Origin of the sequence: Ktedonosporobacter rubrisoli, assembly GCF_004208415.1 — a bacterium.
Lineage (GTDB): Bacteria > Chloroflexota > Ktedonobacteria > Ktedonobacterales > Ktedonobacteraceae > Ktedonosporobacter > Ktedonosporobacter rubrisoli.
In genome coordinates this window covers 7,693,465-7,710,562 of the sequence record NZ_CP035758.1, presented here as the reverse complement: position 1 = coordinate 7,710,562, position 17,098 = coordinate 7,693,465, and the positions used below count along the sequence as shown (strand labels likewise).

Annotated in this window: 16 protein-coding genes and 2 tRNA genes; 7 read left to right on the top strand and 11 right to left on the bottom strand. The window is 50.0% G+C overall.

The annotated features are described in order from the left end of the window. Positions 1-199 precede the first annotated feature (199 nt). The 3 genes from EPA93_RS33535 to EPA93_RS33525 all read left to right on the top strand — a co-directional run bounded on the left by EPA93_RS33535 (position 200) and on the right by EPA93_RS33525 (position 2,050). Positions 200-493 carry a hypothetical protein gene (locus tag EPA93_RS33535; protein WP_129891697.1) on the top strand — a complete coding sequence of 98 codons (294 nt, stop codon included), beginning with the start codon at positions 200-202 and terminating at the stop codon, positions 491-493. A gap of 392 nt (positions 494-885) precedes the next feature. Continuing rightward, a complete protein-coding gene (locus tag EPA93_RS33530) occupies positions 886-1,626 on the top strand; it encodes a COG3942 and LysM peptidoglycan-binding domain-containing protein (RefSeq protein WP_165423568.1) in 741 nt (246 codons plus the stop codon). A 351-nt stretch (positions 1,627-1,977) separates the two neighbouring features. Further along, positions 1,978-2,050: transfer RNA gene (locus tag EPA93_RS33525), tRNA-Arg, on the top strand. Positions 2,051-2,484: 434 nt separating this feature from the next. Here the strand turns inward: EPA93_RS33525 and EPA93_RS33520 are convergent. The 6 genes from EPA93_RS33520 to EPA93_RS33495 form a co-directional block, all read right to left on the bottom strand. Then, the gene (locus tag EPA93_RS33520) at positions 2,485-2,871 is read right to left on the bottom strand and encodes a VOC family protein (RefSeq protein WP_129891695.1); all 387 of its coding nucleotides are present in this window, start codon (positions 2,869-2,871) and stop codon (positions 2,485-2,487) included. A 311-nt stretch (positions 2,872-3,182) separates the two neighbouring features. After that, entirely contained in the window at positions 3,183-4,472 is a 1,290-nt protein-coding gene (locus EPA93_RS33515; protein ID WP_165423567.1) for an MFS transporter, read from the bottom strand. 78 nt (positions 4,473-4,550) lie between these two features. Next, entirely contained in the window at positions 4,551-5,621 is a 1,071-nt protein-coding gene (locus EPA93_RS33510; protein ID WP_129891693.1) for a DUF2332 domain-containing protein, read from the bottom strand. Between the two features lie 21 nt (positions 5,622-5,642). Then, the gene (locus tag EPA93_RS33505; protein ID WP_129891692.1) at positions 5,643-5,882 is read right to left on the bottom strand and encodes a hypothetical protein; all 240 of its coding nucleotides are present in this window, start codon (positions 5,880-5,882) and stop codon (positions 5,643-5,645) included. A 356-nt stretch (positions 5,883-6,238) separates the two neighbouring features. After that, on the bottom strand, positions 6,239-6,508 hold the full coding sequence (locus EPA93_RS33500; protein WP_129891691.1) for a hypothetical protein: 270 nt from the start codon (positions 6,506-6,508) through the stop codon (positions 6,239-6,241). 297 nt (positions 6,509-6,805) lie between these two features. After that, entirely contained in the window at positions 6,806-7,894 is a 1,089-nt protein-coding gene (locus EPA93_RS33495) for a lipase family protein (protein WP_129891690.1), read from the bottom strand. An 852-nt stretch (positions 7,895-8,746) separates the two neighbouring features. Here EPA93_RS33495 and EPA93_RS33490 point away from each other — a divergent pair. After that, positions 8,747-9,631 (top strand): AraC family transcriptional regulator, encoded by an 885-nt coding sequence (locus EPA93_RS33490; protein ID WP_129891689.1) that lies wholly within the window; start codon positions 8,747-8,749, stop codon positions 9,629-9,631. A gap of 490 nt (positions 9,632-10,121) precedes the next feature. Here EPA93_RS33490 and EPA93_RS33485 read toward each other — a convergent pair whose 3' ends face one another. Continuing rightward, complete coding sequence (locus EPA93_RS33485) at positions 10,122-11,075, bottom strand: GNAT family N-acetyltransferase (protein WP_129891688.1); 954 nt, start codon at positions 11,073-11,075, stop codon at positions 10,122-10,124. A 367-nt stretch (positions 11,076-11,442) separates the two neighbouring features. Between EPA93_RS33485 and EPA93_RS33480 the strand changes: the two genes are divergently transcribed. Beyond that, a complete protein-coding gene (locus EPA93_RS33480) occupies positions 11,443-11,742 on the top strand; it encodes a tyrosine-type recombinase/integrase (protein WP_129891687.1) in 300 nt (99 codons plus the stop codon). A 35-nt stretch (positions 11,743-11,777) separates the two neighbouring features. Here EPA93_RS33480 and EPA93_RS33475 read toward each other — a convergent pair. Further along, positions 11,778-11,852: transfer RNA gene (locus EPA93_RS33475), tRNA-Thr, on the bottom strand. 599 nt (positions 11,853-12,451) lie between these two features. Between EPA93_RS33475 and EPA93_RS33470 the strand changes: the two genes are divergently transcribed. Further along, positions 12,452-12,850: a VOC family protein gene (locus tag EPA93_RS33470; protein WP_129891686.1), complete on the top strand. Its 399-nt coding sequence runs from the start codon at positions 12,452-12,454 to the stop codon at positions 12,848-12,850. Between the two features lie 386 nt (positions 12,851-13,236). Further along, a complete protein-coding gene (locus EPA93_RS33465; protein WP_242527192.1) occupies positions 13,237-13,659 on the top strand; it encodes a response regulator in 423 nt (140 codons plus the stop codon). On the opposite strand, the gene fxlM is transcribed toward EPA93_RS33465, so the two are convergent. The 3 genes from fxlM to EPA93_RS33450 form a co-directional block, all read right to left on the bottom strand. Next, a complete protein-coding gene (gene fxlM, locus EPA93_RS33460; protein WP_129891684.1) occupies positions 13,656-14,909 on the bottom strand; it encodes a methyltransferase, FxLD system in 1,254 nt (417 codons plus the stop codon). The genes EPA93_RS33465 and fxlM overlap by 4 nt on opposite strands. A 43-nt stretch (positions 14,910-14,952) precedes the next feature. After that, a complete protein-coding gene (locus EPA93_RS33455) occupies positions 14,953-16,371 on the bottom strand; it encodes an amidase (protein WP_129891683.1) in 1,419 nt (472 codons plus the stop codon). 187 nt (positions 16,372-16,558) lie between these two features. After that, the gene (locus EPA93_RS33450; RefSeq protein WP_129891682.1) at positions 16,559-16,810 is read right to left on the bottom strand and encodes a helix-turn-helix transcriptional regulator; all 252 of its coding nucleotides are present in this window, start codon (positions 16,808-16,810) and stop codon (positions 16,559-16,561) included. Positions 16,811-17,098: the final 288 nt, after the last annotated feature.

The window sequence follows — 17,098 nt, the reverse complement described above, 5'->3', positions numbered from 1 at the left end:
CATCGCATTATATGGATGCGCCGGTGTACAATAGAAAGTAAGGTCTGCTTGTCGTATTATGCAACGAATCAGTTATATTTACCAGGAATGCAGGACCCAAAGTACTAATTTTTGTGTTCTTATATCAAGAGGTACCAACGCTTTCTCTGGTATCTCTTTGCTCGTGTGCAGCGTGCTAAGATAAAGGAGGAAAAGATAGATGCTCTCGGATGCTACCCAACAGCGTACTGGGCAAACGGAGCTCCAAACAACTCAACCCGGAGCCGAGAAAGCTGTACAGCCTGCTATACAGCCAGTTTATCCAGAGTGGCCAATCTCGAAACGAGGACCACAAACCACGCCAGCTCCAGCAGGTTCGCGACCAATTAACGCAATTCGCAGAGAGCAGGTTGTAGAGCTAGCTTACGATCAGGAAACCGGCAAGCCGGAAGAGGCTGAGCAGCCAGCTCTGACCGGGCAGGACATGCTCAAGAAACGCAAGGAACGTTTATAGCTTAAGAAGCCGTGCAGGCTAACTTGCACGGCTTTTTCACATTTGTGTTTTTTTATCTTCCATTCTTTTCATCCCGCCAGGTCTCTCATACTTTTATTACTACTTTTTTTATTATCCAAGCTACAGGCTTCTCCTCACAATATCCACCGGCCTACCCCTATTTTTCTGGGAAGTATTTTTAGGAGTTAGTACCTCACATATACATTCAAGGAGCTATTTCTTTTACGTTTGTAGATAAACATATATTGTATGTATAGGCAGTGTATATTTCTAATATGCAATTGTTCTTAAGAGCAACCACAGGCGAGCAGCCGCTCGCGCGGTGTAAGGAGCGCTTTCAAGAGCAGAATAGTGCAGGGGTCTGCAAGTTGTATATTCGAAAGAAGGATACATTGCAAACGCATCAAAAAATCTGGAGGCTTTTCCAGCAACGTAAAGTAGTGAGTTTCGTAGTGCGAACTGGTGTAGCTGCAGCCTTTGGGCTGCTTTCTCTGGGAACAACAACGCTTGGCATGGGTCTAGGTAGAGTGCATGCAAGCCTACCAGCATCCTGTCCTGCTGATTATACATACACTGTTGTCAGAGGTGACACATTACGTAGCATCGCATTAAGCCATCACGTTGGTTGGCAAACACTTGCTACACGCAATCGTCTCGCCAACCCTAACATGATCTACGTTCAGCAGAGATTATGCATTCCTCATAAGGGATTGGGGCATGAAATGCATATGTTATCCCCTGCTAGAATGACTGAGGAAGCAGCTGTTCACGCTGCAGCGATTGGGTACCGCAATGCTTTCCCCTATGGAGCATGTACCTGGTGGGCAGATCAGCGCTATCATGAGTTACACGGAACTTATGTGCCCTGGACTTATGATGCCAACGCCTGGCAGTGGACAGCGCGAGCTCATGACTTTGGCTGGCATGTTTCTAAACAACCGACATTGGGCTCGATCATCGATTTGCAGCCGGGTGTACAGGGAGCATACGGCGCCGGTCATGTTGGTGTGGTAGAGCGCATACTGAATGGTGGTCGTGTAGTTGCTAGCTCGATGAGCTGGGGAGCAAAACCCTGGTCCGTCACATACTGGCAATTTTCACCGGGCCCTGGCGTAACCTTCATTAGCCGGTAAAATATTTGGCAGCATGCAGAGTATGCGCAAAGAGCAGTGATTGTTTTTAGGAACAGACCCCTTTATAGTATGGGCGGGCCTTCTCTCGCTGAGAGAGGGCTCGACCCATTGTGTTTCTTCTCACATCGGAGACTTACAATACGATAATCTATTCCCTCAGTATCTGATCCAAGGCATTGCTCAACTGCAAAATCTGGTAGGGCATACTCCAACTAGCCTGTAATCTACCTCTTGCCAATTAGCACATGAGATGATATCCTATGGGGGTATAAACATGGTGGGAGAGCAAAGGTTTCACGCGGGCCGTCCTGCTGACACGCTGAGCCAGCGCGCTCCATAAGCTTGTTACTCGGGGCTGTAGCTCAGTGGATAGAGCGTCGGTTTCCTAAACCGTGCGTCGGAGGTTCGAGTCCTCTCAGCCCCACCTTTTCACTTCAAACAGAGCTCCAGCCACTCTAAAAGCTACGTTTGGGGCTTTCGCTTCAACCAAATTCCACTAAGCTTCAGCCGTCAAAAATGAGAAAAACCTGCGGCCCAACACAGCGGGCTACCAGCGTCCTGACAGCTACGTCCTCAGTGATTGGCGCTAGGGCCCACTTCATGGCTTGCGGCATAGAAGGGCGTTCCTGCTGCAGGAGCAAGAAAAGTCTTGCCTTACTGGGTAGACATTGGGCCTTGCAAGCGGTGTAGATACAGGCTTCGTGCTTCTCTTGAAGAGCATATGCGGCGCTTAGTGCAGCGCATCCACTTTCTTGAATATTTCCAGCTTCCTCTTTATGCGGAGGAAGCTGGATACAGGAAAACTTGAGGTGCTGTCAACCAGCGAACACAGGACATGCATCGCTGTGCCCCTGCCCGTTAAGTGGCCGAACCATAGGGACGGGTGAGGATTTCTAAGCCGTGTCCAGTTGGGTCGTAGAAGTAGACGCCACGTCCGCCGTGATTGGTATTGATGCGGCCGGGCAAGGTCCTCTGGGGATCGGCCCAGTGTTCAATCCCATCTTGGAGGATACGCGCATAGATCTCGTCGAAACTCCGGTCATCGACGAGGAAGGCGTAATGCTGCATCTGGATGTCTTTGATGTCTGGTTCAGCGAACTGGAGGAAGACGCCCTCATCCAGCCTCACAGAGGCGAATGGTCCCCAGACGGTTGGTTCGGGAAGGCCAAAGAGTTGCGTGAAGAAGTTTGCCGAAACGTGCCGATCTCGGGCGGCAACGATCGTGTGGTTGAATCTGATAGACATATCTATCCTCTCACAGTAAGGCGCCTCCATGTCTGGCGCTGTCCGCCATCGACACGCGACGCTAATACTATGATACCATTCTCGCTAAGGCAAGAGCAAACGAGGGGCGGAAAGGGTTAAGGGAAGCCACTGGGAGCAACCAGCCGGTCCAAGGGAGAAAGAAGGCAAAATGGTTCCATAGACCAGGCCTGGTTTCCCAGTGGCTTCCCAACGCAGTTCTTGCAAATTATAGCGCTCTAGTAACCTCATCCTGCTGAGGTAAGCATGCTGCATACACATCCAGGCTCAGGAACATTTGGAGCGTTGAAAGGCTAGCGAACTGACTTGATAGGGATGATCAGAACGGCAGCCAACACACTGGAAAGCGCAGCGAAGGCAAAAAGCAAGGCAAAGTTGTTGGGAAATATGGTTAAGAGACCGCTCCCAATCATGGGGCTTATCACTAATGGCAAAAAAATCGCCATATACATAATCCCCAGATCTTTGCCGCTGTTCTCTGCCGCCGGCAGAACCCTGACGGCTAAGGCTATATCGACAGCAAGGTAGCTCCCGAACCCGCCTCCGAAGATGACGGCAGCCACCTGCATGCTCGGCCAAGAAGGGATACTGACGATCAAGAACAAGCCCGTCGCCATCAACAGTGCTCCCGCGATGACAAAAGGTTTCAGCCGGTCAAGCCGTCTAGAAAGCCAGCCACTAAGCAGAGCCCCAACCAGGACCGCAAGCGTCGAGAAGAGTTGAAAAAGTGCCACATGCTGTGCGGCTACAGCATCAGAGAAATGCAGGCCCGCACGCAGGTAAAACAAGGTGTAGGCTCCAAGTAGCGTAAAGCTGAGAAAGACTAAACACCGAGAGCAGACCGCATAGGCAAAATTGGGATAGCGCTGCGGATTGATCCAAAAACTTTTCAAAAATGGTCCCAGGCGAAAGGCAGGGAGACCGCCTTGCGGCAGCGCTCGCTCGCGAAAGACAAGCAGAAAGCTGCCCACCAGCAGCAGAGAGAACACTATCAACAACAGGTAGCCCTGGGCGGTCACGCTCGTCTGTGTGAAGCGCGTGACCAGCAGCAAACCCACAGTTCCACCCACGATCGGAGCCATCCCGTTGAGGGCTGAAACCCAGGAACGTTGGATGAGTGGCACTTGATCAGGAATAATGGCAGTCTCTGTGGCGAGAAGAGCATCAGCCCCAAATTGAGCAATGATTTCACCGACGAGCAGGAGCGGAATCGTCGTGGCAAAGGCCATCACCGAGAGCCCAATCCCCAACGTCAGCACGCCTCCGATGATCCAGGGACGCCTGCGCCCAAAGCGAGAGGTCGTGCGATCACTTAAGGCTCCAGCAAGTGGCGAGGCAATGAGGCCTGCCACAGCACCCACCGAGGCCACCAACAAAAACGAAAGGTAGGGAGTGTGAGGATCAATCCGACTGACTTGTAAAGGTAGCAAGAGCTGCTTGATACACACGCTAGAAAGCCCGCCCACCATGCTGGCGAATAAATAGAGTCCCATCCATACACCAGAACGAGGCTGCGAGGGCAAGGGCTGTTCCCCCTCCTCTGGAGCGATAGCCGCAGCGTCAGGAAGCAAGGTCTCCGACATCTCCAGATCTCCTTTATTTTTTTCTTGAAGCAACGCTCGTCGCATTGCACTTCTGGAAAAGAACCACTACCAGCCTCCTCAAGGCACCAACCAGCGCATCTCAGTCCCATGAATATCACAGGAGGCAAGCCATTCTTGTGAGATCACTTCGCCTTGATGGTAGATAAAGAGCTCTAAATGCGGTTCTCTCCACCCTTGATCGGGGTCAATTTCAAGAGCCACACGATAGATGGGGCGCTGCCGGGAGTGAGTCGCAAGCTGGTTAAGAATACAAGCGCGCGCCTGCGCAGGACCCTGGGTAAGCGCATAACTGTGATAGACACACAAGGTGGTCTCGGCTGGCACCTCAGCCAGCAATGAGGGCAAAAGGGAGCAGGCGTCTCCTGCCAGCAGATGAGGAGGATCTGCCAATGCCTCAGCGATAGCCGCCTCAAGCAGGTTATACCTCAATGCTTCTTCCGGCCAGATGCAGGAGGCCAACCAGCGTCGATCAGCTTCACGGGTAATATCAAGTGGTGAGAGATCAATGCCCTGTCTCCAGCTCACGCTTGGCAGAACTGCAGGCAAGGATGGTCGCAGCGAGCCTTTGAATGCACACTGCAACTGGACAGTAGCTCCTTGTTGGCCAACCTGAAACGTCTCCTCACCGGCATGATAGGTATAGCCAAAACGATCCCAGAAAAGATTGAGCCCGGCACTGCTGCCCACCTCAATGAGCGCCAGTGGCTTGTGTCCGCCATGGCATGAGACACGTTCAAAAGCTGGAAGAAGATGCGAGCACCGGCTCACCTCATTGGTTTGCAGACGAAGGGGAGGAAGCAGGTGTTGAAAGTGCGAAAGGTGGGTAAGACAAAAATCACGAAAGTAAGGATAAGCCTCGGCAGGTGGACGTACCGTTCCCGTAGCGAGTTGAGGGAAAAATTGCGCGAGAGGATGCTCCGGTTCTCCCCGGAGGAGATATTGGACGGCGCATAGAAATAGCACTGGAACCGGTTGATTCTGATCAACCAGAGCAAGCAACGAGAAGATTTCGGCGTCTTGTTTCATCCCTTGAAAGAGATGCCAGTACAAGGGAGAATGGCGTTTGAAGGTTGTCTCTGCAAAGCTGGCCCAGTTTCTGGGATCAACGACTTTTGGTTCAAGAGACATAGATCTCGTACTCCATTTCTTCTATTGCTCATCGCGTACTTCGGCAGGCGGGAGCATGGTAAGATATTTGCCATTGAGTTTTGTAAAGATCCCCTCAAAAGCGGTTCCACTTAGGAGAGGCAAACGCAGCGGTTGGCGAGAGTGCTCAGCGTGTTGCAACGCCTCAGCTATCTCCTGTGCTGCTCTCTGGGTGCGCTGTTTCTCTTGCTCTATCCGTGCCAACTGCTGAAGGCGCGGATAGAGTCGCTGCTGTGCCTCCACTTCTTGCTGACGTAAGCATTGCCGCTGACTCCAAGCTCAGGATGAGCTTATTCGTGGCCACACCTCCTTTCATTGGTAGCACGTTTCTTTCGACACGACTTAAACTGATTTGATATCACACCTTCTCGATCACCTAAGAGCTTATCCGAAAACCATAACCTTGGCGAAGAGGAATTGAGCACAAGTCAGATGAAGATCGGATAAGATCTTAGCCTGGAGAGATTTTGAAAAGAGAAATATCTATCGAGGCGTTGAGGGAGAATAGGGAAACGGCCCTCCCTGGTCCTGGAAGAGCCTCTCGTTTCTTGAAGTTGAGCATCGGAGCTTCGTTTATCGTCCATTCTCGTATTCGTTTTTCAACCACTCTTGGCTGAACGCCTCTTGAATAGGCCTATTATTCCTAAGATGGCACCGAGTATAAATATAATGATTTCAATCATAATAGGATTTGATAGTACGAGAATAGCCGGTAAGTCTTGAGAAGCTCCCTGATGTGCCGGAATATAGAATAGATTGAGATAAAGCAGACCCAGGATGAAGAAAACCACGCTGGCTCCCATAAGAATCAAGCCCCACTTTATATAATTAAAACCTGGTTTTCGACTTTTTTCGAGCTGACCGTTCAATTTTTCTCTCCTCATCATTCAGGTGGGTAGAGGCTGGACAGACCGATGCTCTCCCCCTTAGAAGTTCTGTTGCGAGAACTTATGCCAATGGTCGAAGCAAGCCTCTGGTCCAATGTCTTCTCTTACAGAATAATCTATCTTCTACAGAATAATCTATCTTCGATGATATGTAAATATGTCATTTGACATGTTTTGTAAATGAAAAGTACAAGAGAAGCCTCTCCTACTTTAGGTCAGAAGGAAAAACATATTTTATATTTGAGGAAATATATTCTTCCTTCCGCAAATTTGTAAGACTCACGCAGCTGAGAATATCACAGCACCCAGTTCTGCAAGCCCGCGTGGGAAGGATTGGCTAAACGAGAAATGGCGTCCATCCGCATCTGTCGTATAGCTATAATTTGTGCCACACTCAGCATTATAATTCTGTATATCACTTTCTGAGATATTACAGTAATATGCCGCAGTATCGGACGCCGCGCTAGTTGCATGGATAGCGCCACCATGATCGTAACAACCGTTGTTATTACCCACATTGGTATAAACGATAGCATGGTTTGCCCCTTGCATATCTATAGCTTGGTAGGCAGGAACCAAAGCATCACACGTGCTACCAATAAGTGTCCAAACAGTCCCTCCAGGCGTTTGTGGGTTTTGCGCATTCAGATTCAGTTCTTCTATCATCAGGCCAGGATTTGCCATCTCACTCATTTGTGTACAACCACCACATCCAAAAAGACCTACAGGTGCAATACCATCATGCGGAGTTTCAATGGTTATTGCATCTGTCGCATGTCCAATACTGGGAGGAAATGTATTCCCTGCTCCTAGAGTTGCCCGATTCTGCACTTGATACAGCGTCTCTCGAATAATCAGACCTCCCATGCTATGACCAATCAGTGCCACATTCTGGCTCCGTTGGCCAAAATTGTAGTAGAGATACCAGGCAAAAATACAGCTTATATGAAATAAGCTCTCGTTATTCGATCCTTCGCTTCCAGCATGATAATCCTTACAATGGTTAGCATAAAGTGGGTCATGTAAATTGGCAGAATAGGTGTGTTCAGTCCCATTCTGATTACAATTCCCCTCATCTTGATAATACTGAACTGTACGTACGTCGCTGCTCCCACGGGAGGAAAGAAAGCTTTTCGCATCTCCCCAATAGAGGTTACAATCACCTTTCGTATTTCCGTGAGTAGTCGATCCACTGAAACCGTCACCTCCATTAAATCCGTGTACTAACACAACACTTTCCGATGAAGGTGCCGCATGGGCTGAAAGTAAAAAAGCCCTCTGAAAGCAAAAAGTGCCGACGCTACAAGTAAGGAGAATAGTAAGGAGAATGCTGATAAAGCGGGGAGTCATGAATTGTTTGTTTCTCATTAAAGGTTCCATCCTTTTTTCAAATCTGAATTTCAAAGAGCTTCATGCATTACTGCTGCTCTATATACATCAAATACATATCAATAATATTTTCACGTATATCACATTATATATTTTCTATTTTCCCAAATACTTTTAAGTCCCAAATATTCAAAGAGTAATTTCTATAATGCTTACTCTTAGTTGCTCTGCCCTCGCAGATAGAGGGAAACTAGCGATGCCATATATTGGAGTGAATATTACAGAGCCAATAAAGTGGGGGAGATTTTTCAATTGCCAGAGCTTTGTATGAAGGAGACCTACTTGTATCCAGGTCCACACAGCAGCCAGAAGAGGCCTTACAGGCAACCATATACTACCGTAAAAGATATAAGCAATTGCTGAATGGAAATCATCCACGTTTATACTCATTATTTACCCTGAATAGGGAGATGCAGTTCTTCAAAAACCATTAGGATGTATTTCGTTTATAATATTAGTATATATAAGTAATTTTTGATCAGCTACCAATAACATATATGTCCTATAAGTAAGTTCATACCAGAATTAGCAGAAGTGTATTAAAGGGGTTCTAATGAGACACTGTTCAATATGTACATACATTTTGATACACGAAACCAGGAGAAAAGCTTGAGGTAATACAAAAAGAGGAGCTTCTTACTTTTCCTTTGCAAGGGTATTTAGATAGAGTATTTCTTCTAGCATTCCTGGCTATGAACCCAATGAGATGTTCCCTAAGAAATCGTGCCAGGTTCTACGAGAGAAGGCGCGTATCAAAGAGAGCAAGAATGGACCAGTCTTGCCAGGCTCTTCTTGCTATAATAATCCTCACCTACCGAGAAAGAGGAGGCTATGAACTATCGCGCATACATCCAGGCAAGCATTGATTTTATCGAAGATCACCTGCAAGAAGAGCTGACTCTGGAAGTACTGGCCAAAATAGCAGGTTTCTCCCCCTATCACTACTCTCGTGTGTTTCATGCCTATGTCGGCAAACCGGTTATGGAATACGTCACATGCAGACGATTGGCCTATGCAACGCTAGAGCTTGTAGGGCAGAAAAGGATCATCGATATTGCCCTTGACTACGGCTTTGCAACCCACCATGGGTTTGCCAAAGCATTTCGTAAGGTCTATGGATGTTCGCCAAGAATGTATAGTGCGCGTGGCTCAGGAAGACTTCCTCCGAAATTGGATCTGTTCCTCTTGACACAGTGTCAATATGTGAAAGGAGCCCTCTTGATGGAAGCAGAGATCGTGGCCCGACCGGCCTTCAAGGTCGCAGGCTATGAACTGAAGACGACGACACGGGACAACCGAAGTAAGCAAGATATCCCCACATTCTGGAAGAGCATGACCGCTGAGCATTTTGCTCTGCTGCATAACCAGCTTCCTACGCTCAATGAGGCTGAACTGGGCCTCTGTTTTCCCACTGCTCCTGCCTATGGTGATTTTTCGTATGTTATCGCCGTTGAGGTCTCTGACTTCAATGGCGTTCCAGCAGAGCTGTTCACGGCAGAAATCCCAGAGGCGACCTATGCCGTCTTCTCGTCTCCAGCCAATGATGGAGAAGAACAGATCGCCTCTGCACTTCAAGCAACCTGGCAATATGTTTATGAAACCTGGTTTCCTGGCTCCGGGTATGAGTTAGCAACTGGAAAAGTGGACTTTGAATGGTACCCCTGTAGCAATCAGGGGGAGAAAGTCAAGCTCTTTCTCCCGGTCAGCAAGCGGTAAATCATAGAGCAGAGAGCAGGGAAGCGCAACAGAGAAACTACCTGGCCTATCTGCTTGCCCTTGCCTGTTCTCTAGCAATTTGAAGGTGTGCCTCTCAAGAAGTGGCACTGAGAGGATGAGGAAAAGCGAGCGCCACGATGGCAGAACGTGGACTCCGCGCGATCGAGCCGTCCCATCTGCAGCGGCAAGAGATGATCCAGGGCACCTATCAGCAGAAGACGAGAAAAGGAAACATTGTAGAGGCAGGCAGGAGAAGAGAAAAGGTGAAGCCAGAATGCCAATGGCCGCTAGATCTGATGTCGTCAAGGTTGGAGACAAGGCTCGGGCTATATAGGTTTCTGAGGGCAAGAGACGAGAAGAAGTCAACACGTTTATATGAGTTGGCACAAACCACCTTCTTTCACACATGGGCTTTCGGTCAAAAAAGACATGGATGGAGAGCGCTCCTGCTACAGGAACGCCCCTCCATGTCGCCAGCTCATAGTGAGTCCTAGCGCCAATCACTGAGGACGTAGCTATCAGGACGATGGTAGCCCGCTGTGTTGGGCCGCAGCATCGCAATCCCGATGAGATCTGCGCGGAAGCCGAGTTGGAGCATCTGACTGTACGCTTGCTCACAAGCTGTATTGACCCCAGCAACCAGCCGATGTAGGCCACGGGCCGCCGCCATCTGTTCACACGCCAGGAGCAACTGCACAAAATGTGCTGCCGCCTCTGTCCCTGGACACACAGCTCCAAACTTGATCAAGCAGGCCCCCTCAGCCGCTTCTGTCCCAGCTCCACAGTGACAGACCGCAAATCCCACCAGACGGTCTCTCACTTCGAGCAAGACAGTTTCACCGACTCCCAGGCGCTCGACAGCCTCAATCTCTTCAGAGAGATCAAGCCCTTCATAGATCTGGGCCCCGACCTTCAGGCACTCCTGCAGTGCCTGTCCCCGTTGGGCCGCCTCAAGTGCGGAATAGTGCATGATTGCCCCCGAGACGCAAGCAGACGGTTCGTGAGAAATCGGTCGGGAGAGGATCGGGGTGAGAAAGCGCGGCCAGAAGCCAAATTTCTGATAGAGTGCGAGATGTTTGGGACTATGGGGAAAAGTGAAGAGCCCTTGTAGCGTGGTTTCCCACAAGGCAAAACAGTTAAGGATAGGTTCCATGAGTTCTTGACCTATTCCCTGATCCCAGAAATCGGGATGGACAGAAAGGGGACCAAAGAAGCCCACTGAGCCCCAGCGATTAGCCACATTGGTTCCTACAAGCCGTCCATCGGCCTCAGCGGCGAACACGCGGGAAGGGTAAGCCTGATACCGGGTGCGTATATAGTCGGTATCGGCCCAGAACGTCGATGGATCAGCCAGGCCAAAGAAGGAGCCAAAGGCCAGGCGAAAGATAGCATCAGCGGTAGAAAGTTCTGCTTCCTGCAGTGGTCGTATACAAAGATGTGTCATGTATCTTTCCTAAAACATGAAATAATCGCTTTGATATCTGGATTTAGTATACAAGATAATAGTGAAGAATACGAATATCTTTTGCATAACACAACAAAGGTACTAATATTGTAAAAAAGCTTGTTCAAAGCAATTCTGTTGAAAACAGAGGTGACAAGTGATATCTCTATTTAAATAAAGGCTTTCTCATCGCAGAGCCAAAGACTGCCAAGAGTCGGCGCATGGTCACGTTAACCCCACTGGCTATCGAAGCTCTCAAGTACCATCGTCTTCGGCAGGATGAAGCTAGATTAGCAGCAGGTGCTACCTGGAATATTGAGGGTTAGGTCTTCTGTAGTACAGTGGTAAGCCTCTTGATGCCGGGAATATGCTTTGGCGGTCATTCAGGCCACTTCTGTGCAAAGCAAGCCTGCCACGTATGTGCTTCTATGATCTGAGACATTCAGTAGCCAGCCTCTTGCTATCCCTGGGTGTGCATCCCAAAATCGTGCAGGAACTGCTCGGGTACAGCCAGATCAGCTTAACTCTGGATACCTACTCCCATCTGCTTCCTTGCAGGAAGAGGCAGTTGGACGGCTCAATACCTTACTCTCGCGGCAAGGCTAAACCCGTTGCTATCAGGGTTGCTGTCAAAGCCGAGCGACAGGCTGACAAAGAAGACAGGTGAAAACGAATAAACCCGCCTGTGAGGCGGGTTTAAAGTGGAGCCGATGGTCGGACTCGAACCGACGACCAGCGGTTTACAAAACCGCTGCTCTACCACTGAGCTACATCGGCATATCAGCTATTTCCTTGCTTATCTCCAGGCTCGCTTATTCAGCTCCCTGGAGGAGCTAACTGCCGTCAGGATATCAGAAATCAGCCTAATTGTCAAGGGTAAAATTGTGTTCGGTGCATGTGATCAGCGATAGTGCCATGAGGAAGTTTTTCGCTGAAAATCAACTCCTCTATTCAAGGCGTGTGATCTGTCACAGGAACCCACTGGAAAATTTGGTAGCCTTTGTATACTAATCATATAAGCCTTTTTACCAACTTCAACCAAAAGGGGGGCAAGAGTACTGAGTGTGCACTCTTGCCCCTCTTTTTATTCAAGAGATGCAAGTCACACCACTTTCCTCCAATAATTTACTCCCCTCGCAGACTTTCTGCGCTTGACCTCCCTCTAGTAGGAGATAAGGAAATACTCTTCTTGAATCATCTTAGCAAGCTCACCCGGAAAGAGGCGCAAGCTTTTAGCTCACACTTGACTTTCAAGCTGCTTGAAAGTGTTACCCTCTTTTTTGAGCTGATTGTGATCTTCAAAGTGAGGGTCAGGATGAATATGTCGTCGAAAGGAGAAAGGGTAGCGCTCGCTTACGCTACCTGCATTAAATAACATGCTCAAAGCTATTCGTAACCTTGATTACACAATCATTCTTTGTCAGGATGTCGCAGCAATGAAACGCTTTTATCATGAGCTGCTGGGCTTTCCGCTTTATCGCGATTTTGGGAACTGGGTCGAGCTACAGGTTGGGGCAAGCCTGCTCACCTTACGGGAGCGTGGGGCAGGATATGATGGAGTAAGAGAACACGATGGCCCTGCGCCACAAGACGGCACGTCTGCTCTGCAACTGGCTTTTCGCGTAACTCCTGCAGAGGTAGACAGTTGCTTTAGCGAGCTTCGGCAGAAGGACGTCACAATTCTCCTTCCACCAACGAATCAAGCCTCTGGCCATCGCACGCTCTTCTTCAAAGATCCAGAAAACAATGTTCTGGAGATTTATGCCGATTTATAGCTCAGCATATTGTCCATGCGGCATCACTTGAGAGTCATGCTTATAGGCCCAGGTAGCACTCAACGCTTATGAAGAGAGCTACCTACCCACCCTTTGCCCTGCTCCTATCAAACACAGAGAGCAAAGCTAAACAGATAATCTTTAAGCGCACTGCACAACGCTTAAACAACAAAAAATAATACAGATCTTCATGCGAGCTAGCATCAGCTATGCTACAAATCCCTGGCTTTTCATTCAAAGCCAGATTTAAGTTTTTCCTCACAAAAATCTAATGTAATATTTGTCTGCGAACGAAACTGACAAAGGAACCAGGCCGTATCAACTATATAGAAATTACAGTAACCGTAGTAATGGACGCAGAGATGCTAATGGGTAATGGGTGTATTATGCAAAAAACAGAAGATAAAACCGATAAGACAATTCTAGTTGCAGAAGATGACGATGGGATCGGCACCATGCTTGTCGAAATGCTCTCCCAGGAAACTCCTTATAAGGCTTTACGCGTAAGCGATGGACGTCAGGCCTTACAGGAAGTTCGCCGTATTAAACCTGAGTTATTCATTACTGACTATGGCTTGCCTTATATGAATGGCCTCGAACTCTATGATCATCTGAAGAATACAGAAGAGCTAGAAGACACGCCTACCATTATTATGAGCGCACAGTTGCCCAAAGAAGAGGTTAAGAAGCGAGGTCTTATCGCCTTAAGCAAACCCTTTGATCTTGATGAGTTTCTCAATCTCGTTAAGAGGCTCCTGAACAAAACCAGAAATGGTGGCAGCCGTCTGCAACTCGCGCAAGGCGGCTAACCCCAGGAAAGGATAAAGCGCGTCCATTGTTTTGTGATAGCTATCTCTCCTTCTTGCTCTGCATAGGGGAGATAGCGTGCATGAGCTTTAATGACGAGCCGCTGTTCATTAGGCCGTCCCGCTTCATCCCAGGCTAGAATCTGCGCACATACCTGCTCGACAGTATGGCGATCAGACCCAAAACAACGCACCCATAGCTGAGTCTGAGGCTCCAGATTATTTCTAGTTTTGATATCTTTTTTAGCAAGCAGGCTCAACCCTTGCTCACTGAGGATGCCCAGAGTCATATGAACCACCTGATTCTTATTGCTAAAGCTAAAGAAATCAGGTATAGTGCCACGGGAAGCGAAAGCTCCCCTTGCAGCAACATTACAGAGCGGCTTGCTGTGTAATGCCAGCCACAAGGGCAGGCTAAAATATGCCTCACGCTTCGCCACCTGGAGTGGCACTTTCACATCCTGATAGGGCTCCTCAAGCCAGCGCAGCAAATTCTGCTGATCTATATGTACTCCCTCGCTCACAGTTAGCGAGAAGCCATCTACAGTTGGCAGGCGGATAGTAGTCATCATGCTGGCCAGGCTTCCGCGTATACCCACAAAGCTGCAAGACTTCACCGATCGGCTCTCCAGCCCATCGTCCACTTTCTCAAAGGCCACGGTGACCTGTGGACCATTTATCGAGAGGGGAAGAAGAAGAAGACCGCCAGGTTTCAGCTGCTCGAACCAGGCTGGGGCAATATCGCTGGCCTGTACCGTCAGCATAATGCGGTCATAGGGTCCAGCAGCCGCATATCCGCGTGCGCCATCAGCACACAATACCTGAACCTGATTAAAGCCTGCCTGGGCTAGATGTGCACGCGCTCCCTCAGCAAGATCTTCATCGATATCGATAGTCGTCACCTGACCGTGCTCGCCCACGATATGGGAGAGCAGAGCCGCGTTATAGCCTGTTCCGGCCCCGATCTCTAAAATACGCTGGCCGGGCTGCAGAGCGAGCTGCTCCAGCATTGTGGCCATAATAGCCGGCTGCGAAGAGGAGCTCACCACCAGCTCATCTAGCTTCTTCGTAGGAATAGCCTGATCGCGATAGACCTCCTCTGGCTCCAGCTGAGGTAAAAAAAGATGACGTGGAACCGCGCGAAAGGCGGCCTCCACCGCTGGCGTACTGAATAGTCCCCGCTGCTTCAGTTGGTCAACAAGTTCCTGGTGTAATCCTGAGATATCTTTCTTACCCCCTGCCTGCGAACTCATAGGTATCCCTCCTTTGCAAGCCTAGACCCTGCTTATTGTGTGCTCACGGCAGCTCGCGCAGATGCCAATCGGTCAATTGTTGATAAGCATGGGCTACACGTAGCACGGTAGCCTCTTCCAGTGGCTTGCCGGCAACCTGTAAGCCGATCGGTAGATTATCTGTGGTAAAACCACAGGGGAAAGAGACAGCAGGCAGGCCGGCAAGGTTAAAGGGCATCGTCAGGCGCAGATAGGCAGTTGTCGCTTCCTGAATCACGCCGTCAATCTCTATCTGCTGTCCCGTGAGCTCCATCGGTAGGGCGGGCACGGGGATCGTAGGCAGCACAAGCGTATCAACGCGCTGCAATATTGAGCGCAAGCTGCTCGAAAAGATGCGGCGCTCATGCTGAGCCTGCAGATAGTCCACGGCCGGAATCTGGCTACCCTCGTGCAAGCGCGTACGCACCAGATCGCCATATAGCTCAGATAGAGCAGGGAACCAGCCTCTTTGCATATGTGCCAGCGAGGCCTCGGGCTTCTGAATCATCCGATAGAGCTCCATCGTCGGGCGTGGCAGCTCTACCTCAACAATCTCAGCACCCCCTTCTTCAAAGACCCGTAAAGCCACACGCCAGGCCTGACGCACCTGCGGATCAAGCGGATCAACAAATTCATCCTGGGGTACGCCGAGCTTCAAGCCTTGCAGAGAGAATGGGCCACGTCCTTCGGCGCCTCCGATGAGCGTCGCTGTGTAGCGATTCGGCGAGGTTGGCGGCCCCGAGATACTGTTGGGATCGCGCGGATCATATCTGGCAATTGCATCGAAAATAATTGCACAGTCTTCGGCGCTGTGTCCTATCGGTCCGACATGATCCAGCGCCCAGCTCAGGGGAATGACGCCATAGCAGCTCACGCGTCCATAGGTCGGCTTGAGGCCAGTCATGCCACAGCAGGCCGAGGGAATACGAATAGAGCCGCCCGTATCGCTGCCTATCGCTCCCAGACTCATACCAGCCGCCACAGCTGCCGCCGAGCCACCGCTGGAGCCGCCAGTTGTGCGGCTATGATCCCAGGGATTGCGCGTGGGGGGCGAATATGGGCTGTAGGCGAACTCGGCTGTCGTCACTTTGCCGATAATAATCGCTCCAGCCTGGCGCAGCAGTTCAACAACAGTCGCATCTTCTGGCGAGATATGTTCGGCCAGCACCCGGGAACCGGCGCTCGTGCGCACTCCCTTGACCGAGATCAGATCTTTGATCGCGATAGGGATGCCATGCAACTGGCTGCGATAGAGGCCTGTACGCAGCTCTCGTTCGGCCTGATCGGCATCTTTAAGCGCCTGCTCGCGCAAAACTGTCACAAAGGCCTTGATCTCTTTATCCTGTTGATCAATATTCTCAAGGGTCTCAAGGACTAGCTCGGTAGGCGTAATCAGACCCGAGTGTATTTCATCGGCAGCCTGGTGTATAGATGTGTAAGGCATGTTGGTTAGCTCTCTCCCTCGCAATCTTTTGTAGAGTCTATTCCAGGTTAGAATGCCATTAATGGCGCGTAACGTACTGGTTCTATTGTAGCAGGTTCTGAGCGCATTATACCTGCTCGTTGCCGCTAAGCAAGTTGTGCCTCTGCGAAAATCGCTGCTGCGGGGCGAAGGCCAGGCCTACAGCCACTTAGAGACGACGCACCTCTTGTCCACCCGCGTCAAAGGGTTTACGCGAGAAAATCGCCTCGACAGGCAATTGAAAGAATTCGCTAATGCGAAAAGCCAGCTCAATATCAGGCTTTAGCACGCCACACTCTAGATAGCCCAGCTCACGATAGTTGATCTGTAGTGCCTCGGCAAGCTCATGCCGCGAGAGCCCACGCTCAGCGCGCAAGGCCGCTAAGCGATTATAAATGCCCGATCCCGAAATCGTGCTCATACGCTGCTCCCCTCTCTCTACTACTGCTGCTCAAACTCTCTCCAGGCTCCCTCACAGCCTTTCATCCAGTACTTACTGGCAAGTATATCACCTCAGGCTCTCTCTCGTGCCGCAGAAAAACTAGTACTTTGTCAGACATCGTTTGAGGAGTGCGCCGCCTACGGCGCCCCCTTGACAATCCCGCTGGTTACACGCCTCACATCAACCTCGATAGAACACTAATCTGGGCCGAGCTCTTTCGCAGGGAGAGGAAGAGAGCCAGACAGCGCTAAGGGATGCGTGCGGCTC

Coding starts and splice junctions, on each gene's coding strand:
- EPA93_RS33535 (WP_129891697.1), top strand. CDS start 200: ATGCTCTCGGATGCTACCCAACAGCGTACTGGGCAAACGGAGCTCCAA.
- EPA93_RS33520 (WP_129891695.1), bottom strand. CDS start 2,871: ATGTCTATCAGATTCAACCACACGATCGTTGCCGCCCGAGATCGGCAC.
- EPA93_RS33515 (WP_165423567.1), bottom strand. CDS start 4,472: ATGTCGGAGACCTTGCTTCCTGACGCTGCGGCTATCGCTCCAGAGGAG.
- EPA93_RS33510 (WP_129891693.1), bottom strand. CDS start 5,621: ATGTCTCTTGAACCAAAAGTCGTTGATCCCAGAAACTGGGCCAGCTTT.
- EPA93_RS33495 (WP_129891690.1), bottom strand. CDS start 7,894: ATGAGAAACAAACAATTCATGACTCCCCGCTTTATCAGCATTCTCCTT.
- EPA93_RS33490 (WP_129891689.1), top strand. CDS start 8,747: ATGAACTATCGCGCATACATCCAGGCAAGCATTGATTTTATCGAAGAT.
- EPA93_RS33485 (WP_129891688.1), bottom strand. CDS start 11,075: ATGACACATCTTTGTATACGACCACTGCAGGAAGCAGAACTTTCTACC.
- EPA93_RS33480 (WP_129891687.1), top strand. CDS start 11,443: ATGCTTTGGCGGTCATTCAGGCCACTTCTGTGCAAAGCAAGCCTGCCA.
- EPA93_RS33470 (WP_129891686.1), top strand. CDS start 12,452: ATGCTCAAAGCTATTCGTAACCTTGATTACACAATCATTCTTTGTCAG.
- EPA93_RS33465 (WP_242527192.1), top strand. CDS start 13,237: ATGCAAAAAACAGAAGATAAAACCGATAAGACAATTCTAGTTGCAGAA.
- fxlM (WP_129891684.1), bottom strand. CDS start 14,909: ATGAGTTCGCAGGCAGGGGGTAAGAAAGATATCTCAGGATTACACCAG.
- EPA93_RS33455 (WP_129891683.1), bottom strand. CDS start 16,371: ATGCCTTACACATCTATACACCAGGCTGCCGATGAAATACACTCGGGT.
- EPA93_RS33450 (WP_129891682.1), bottom strand. CDS start 16,810: ATGAGCACGATTTCGGGATCGGGCATTTATAATCGCTTAGCGGCCTTG.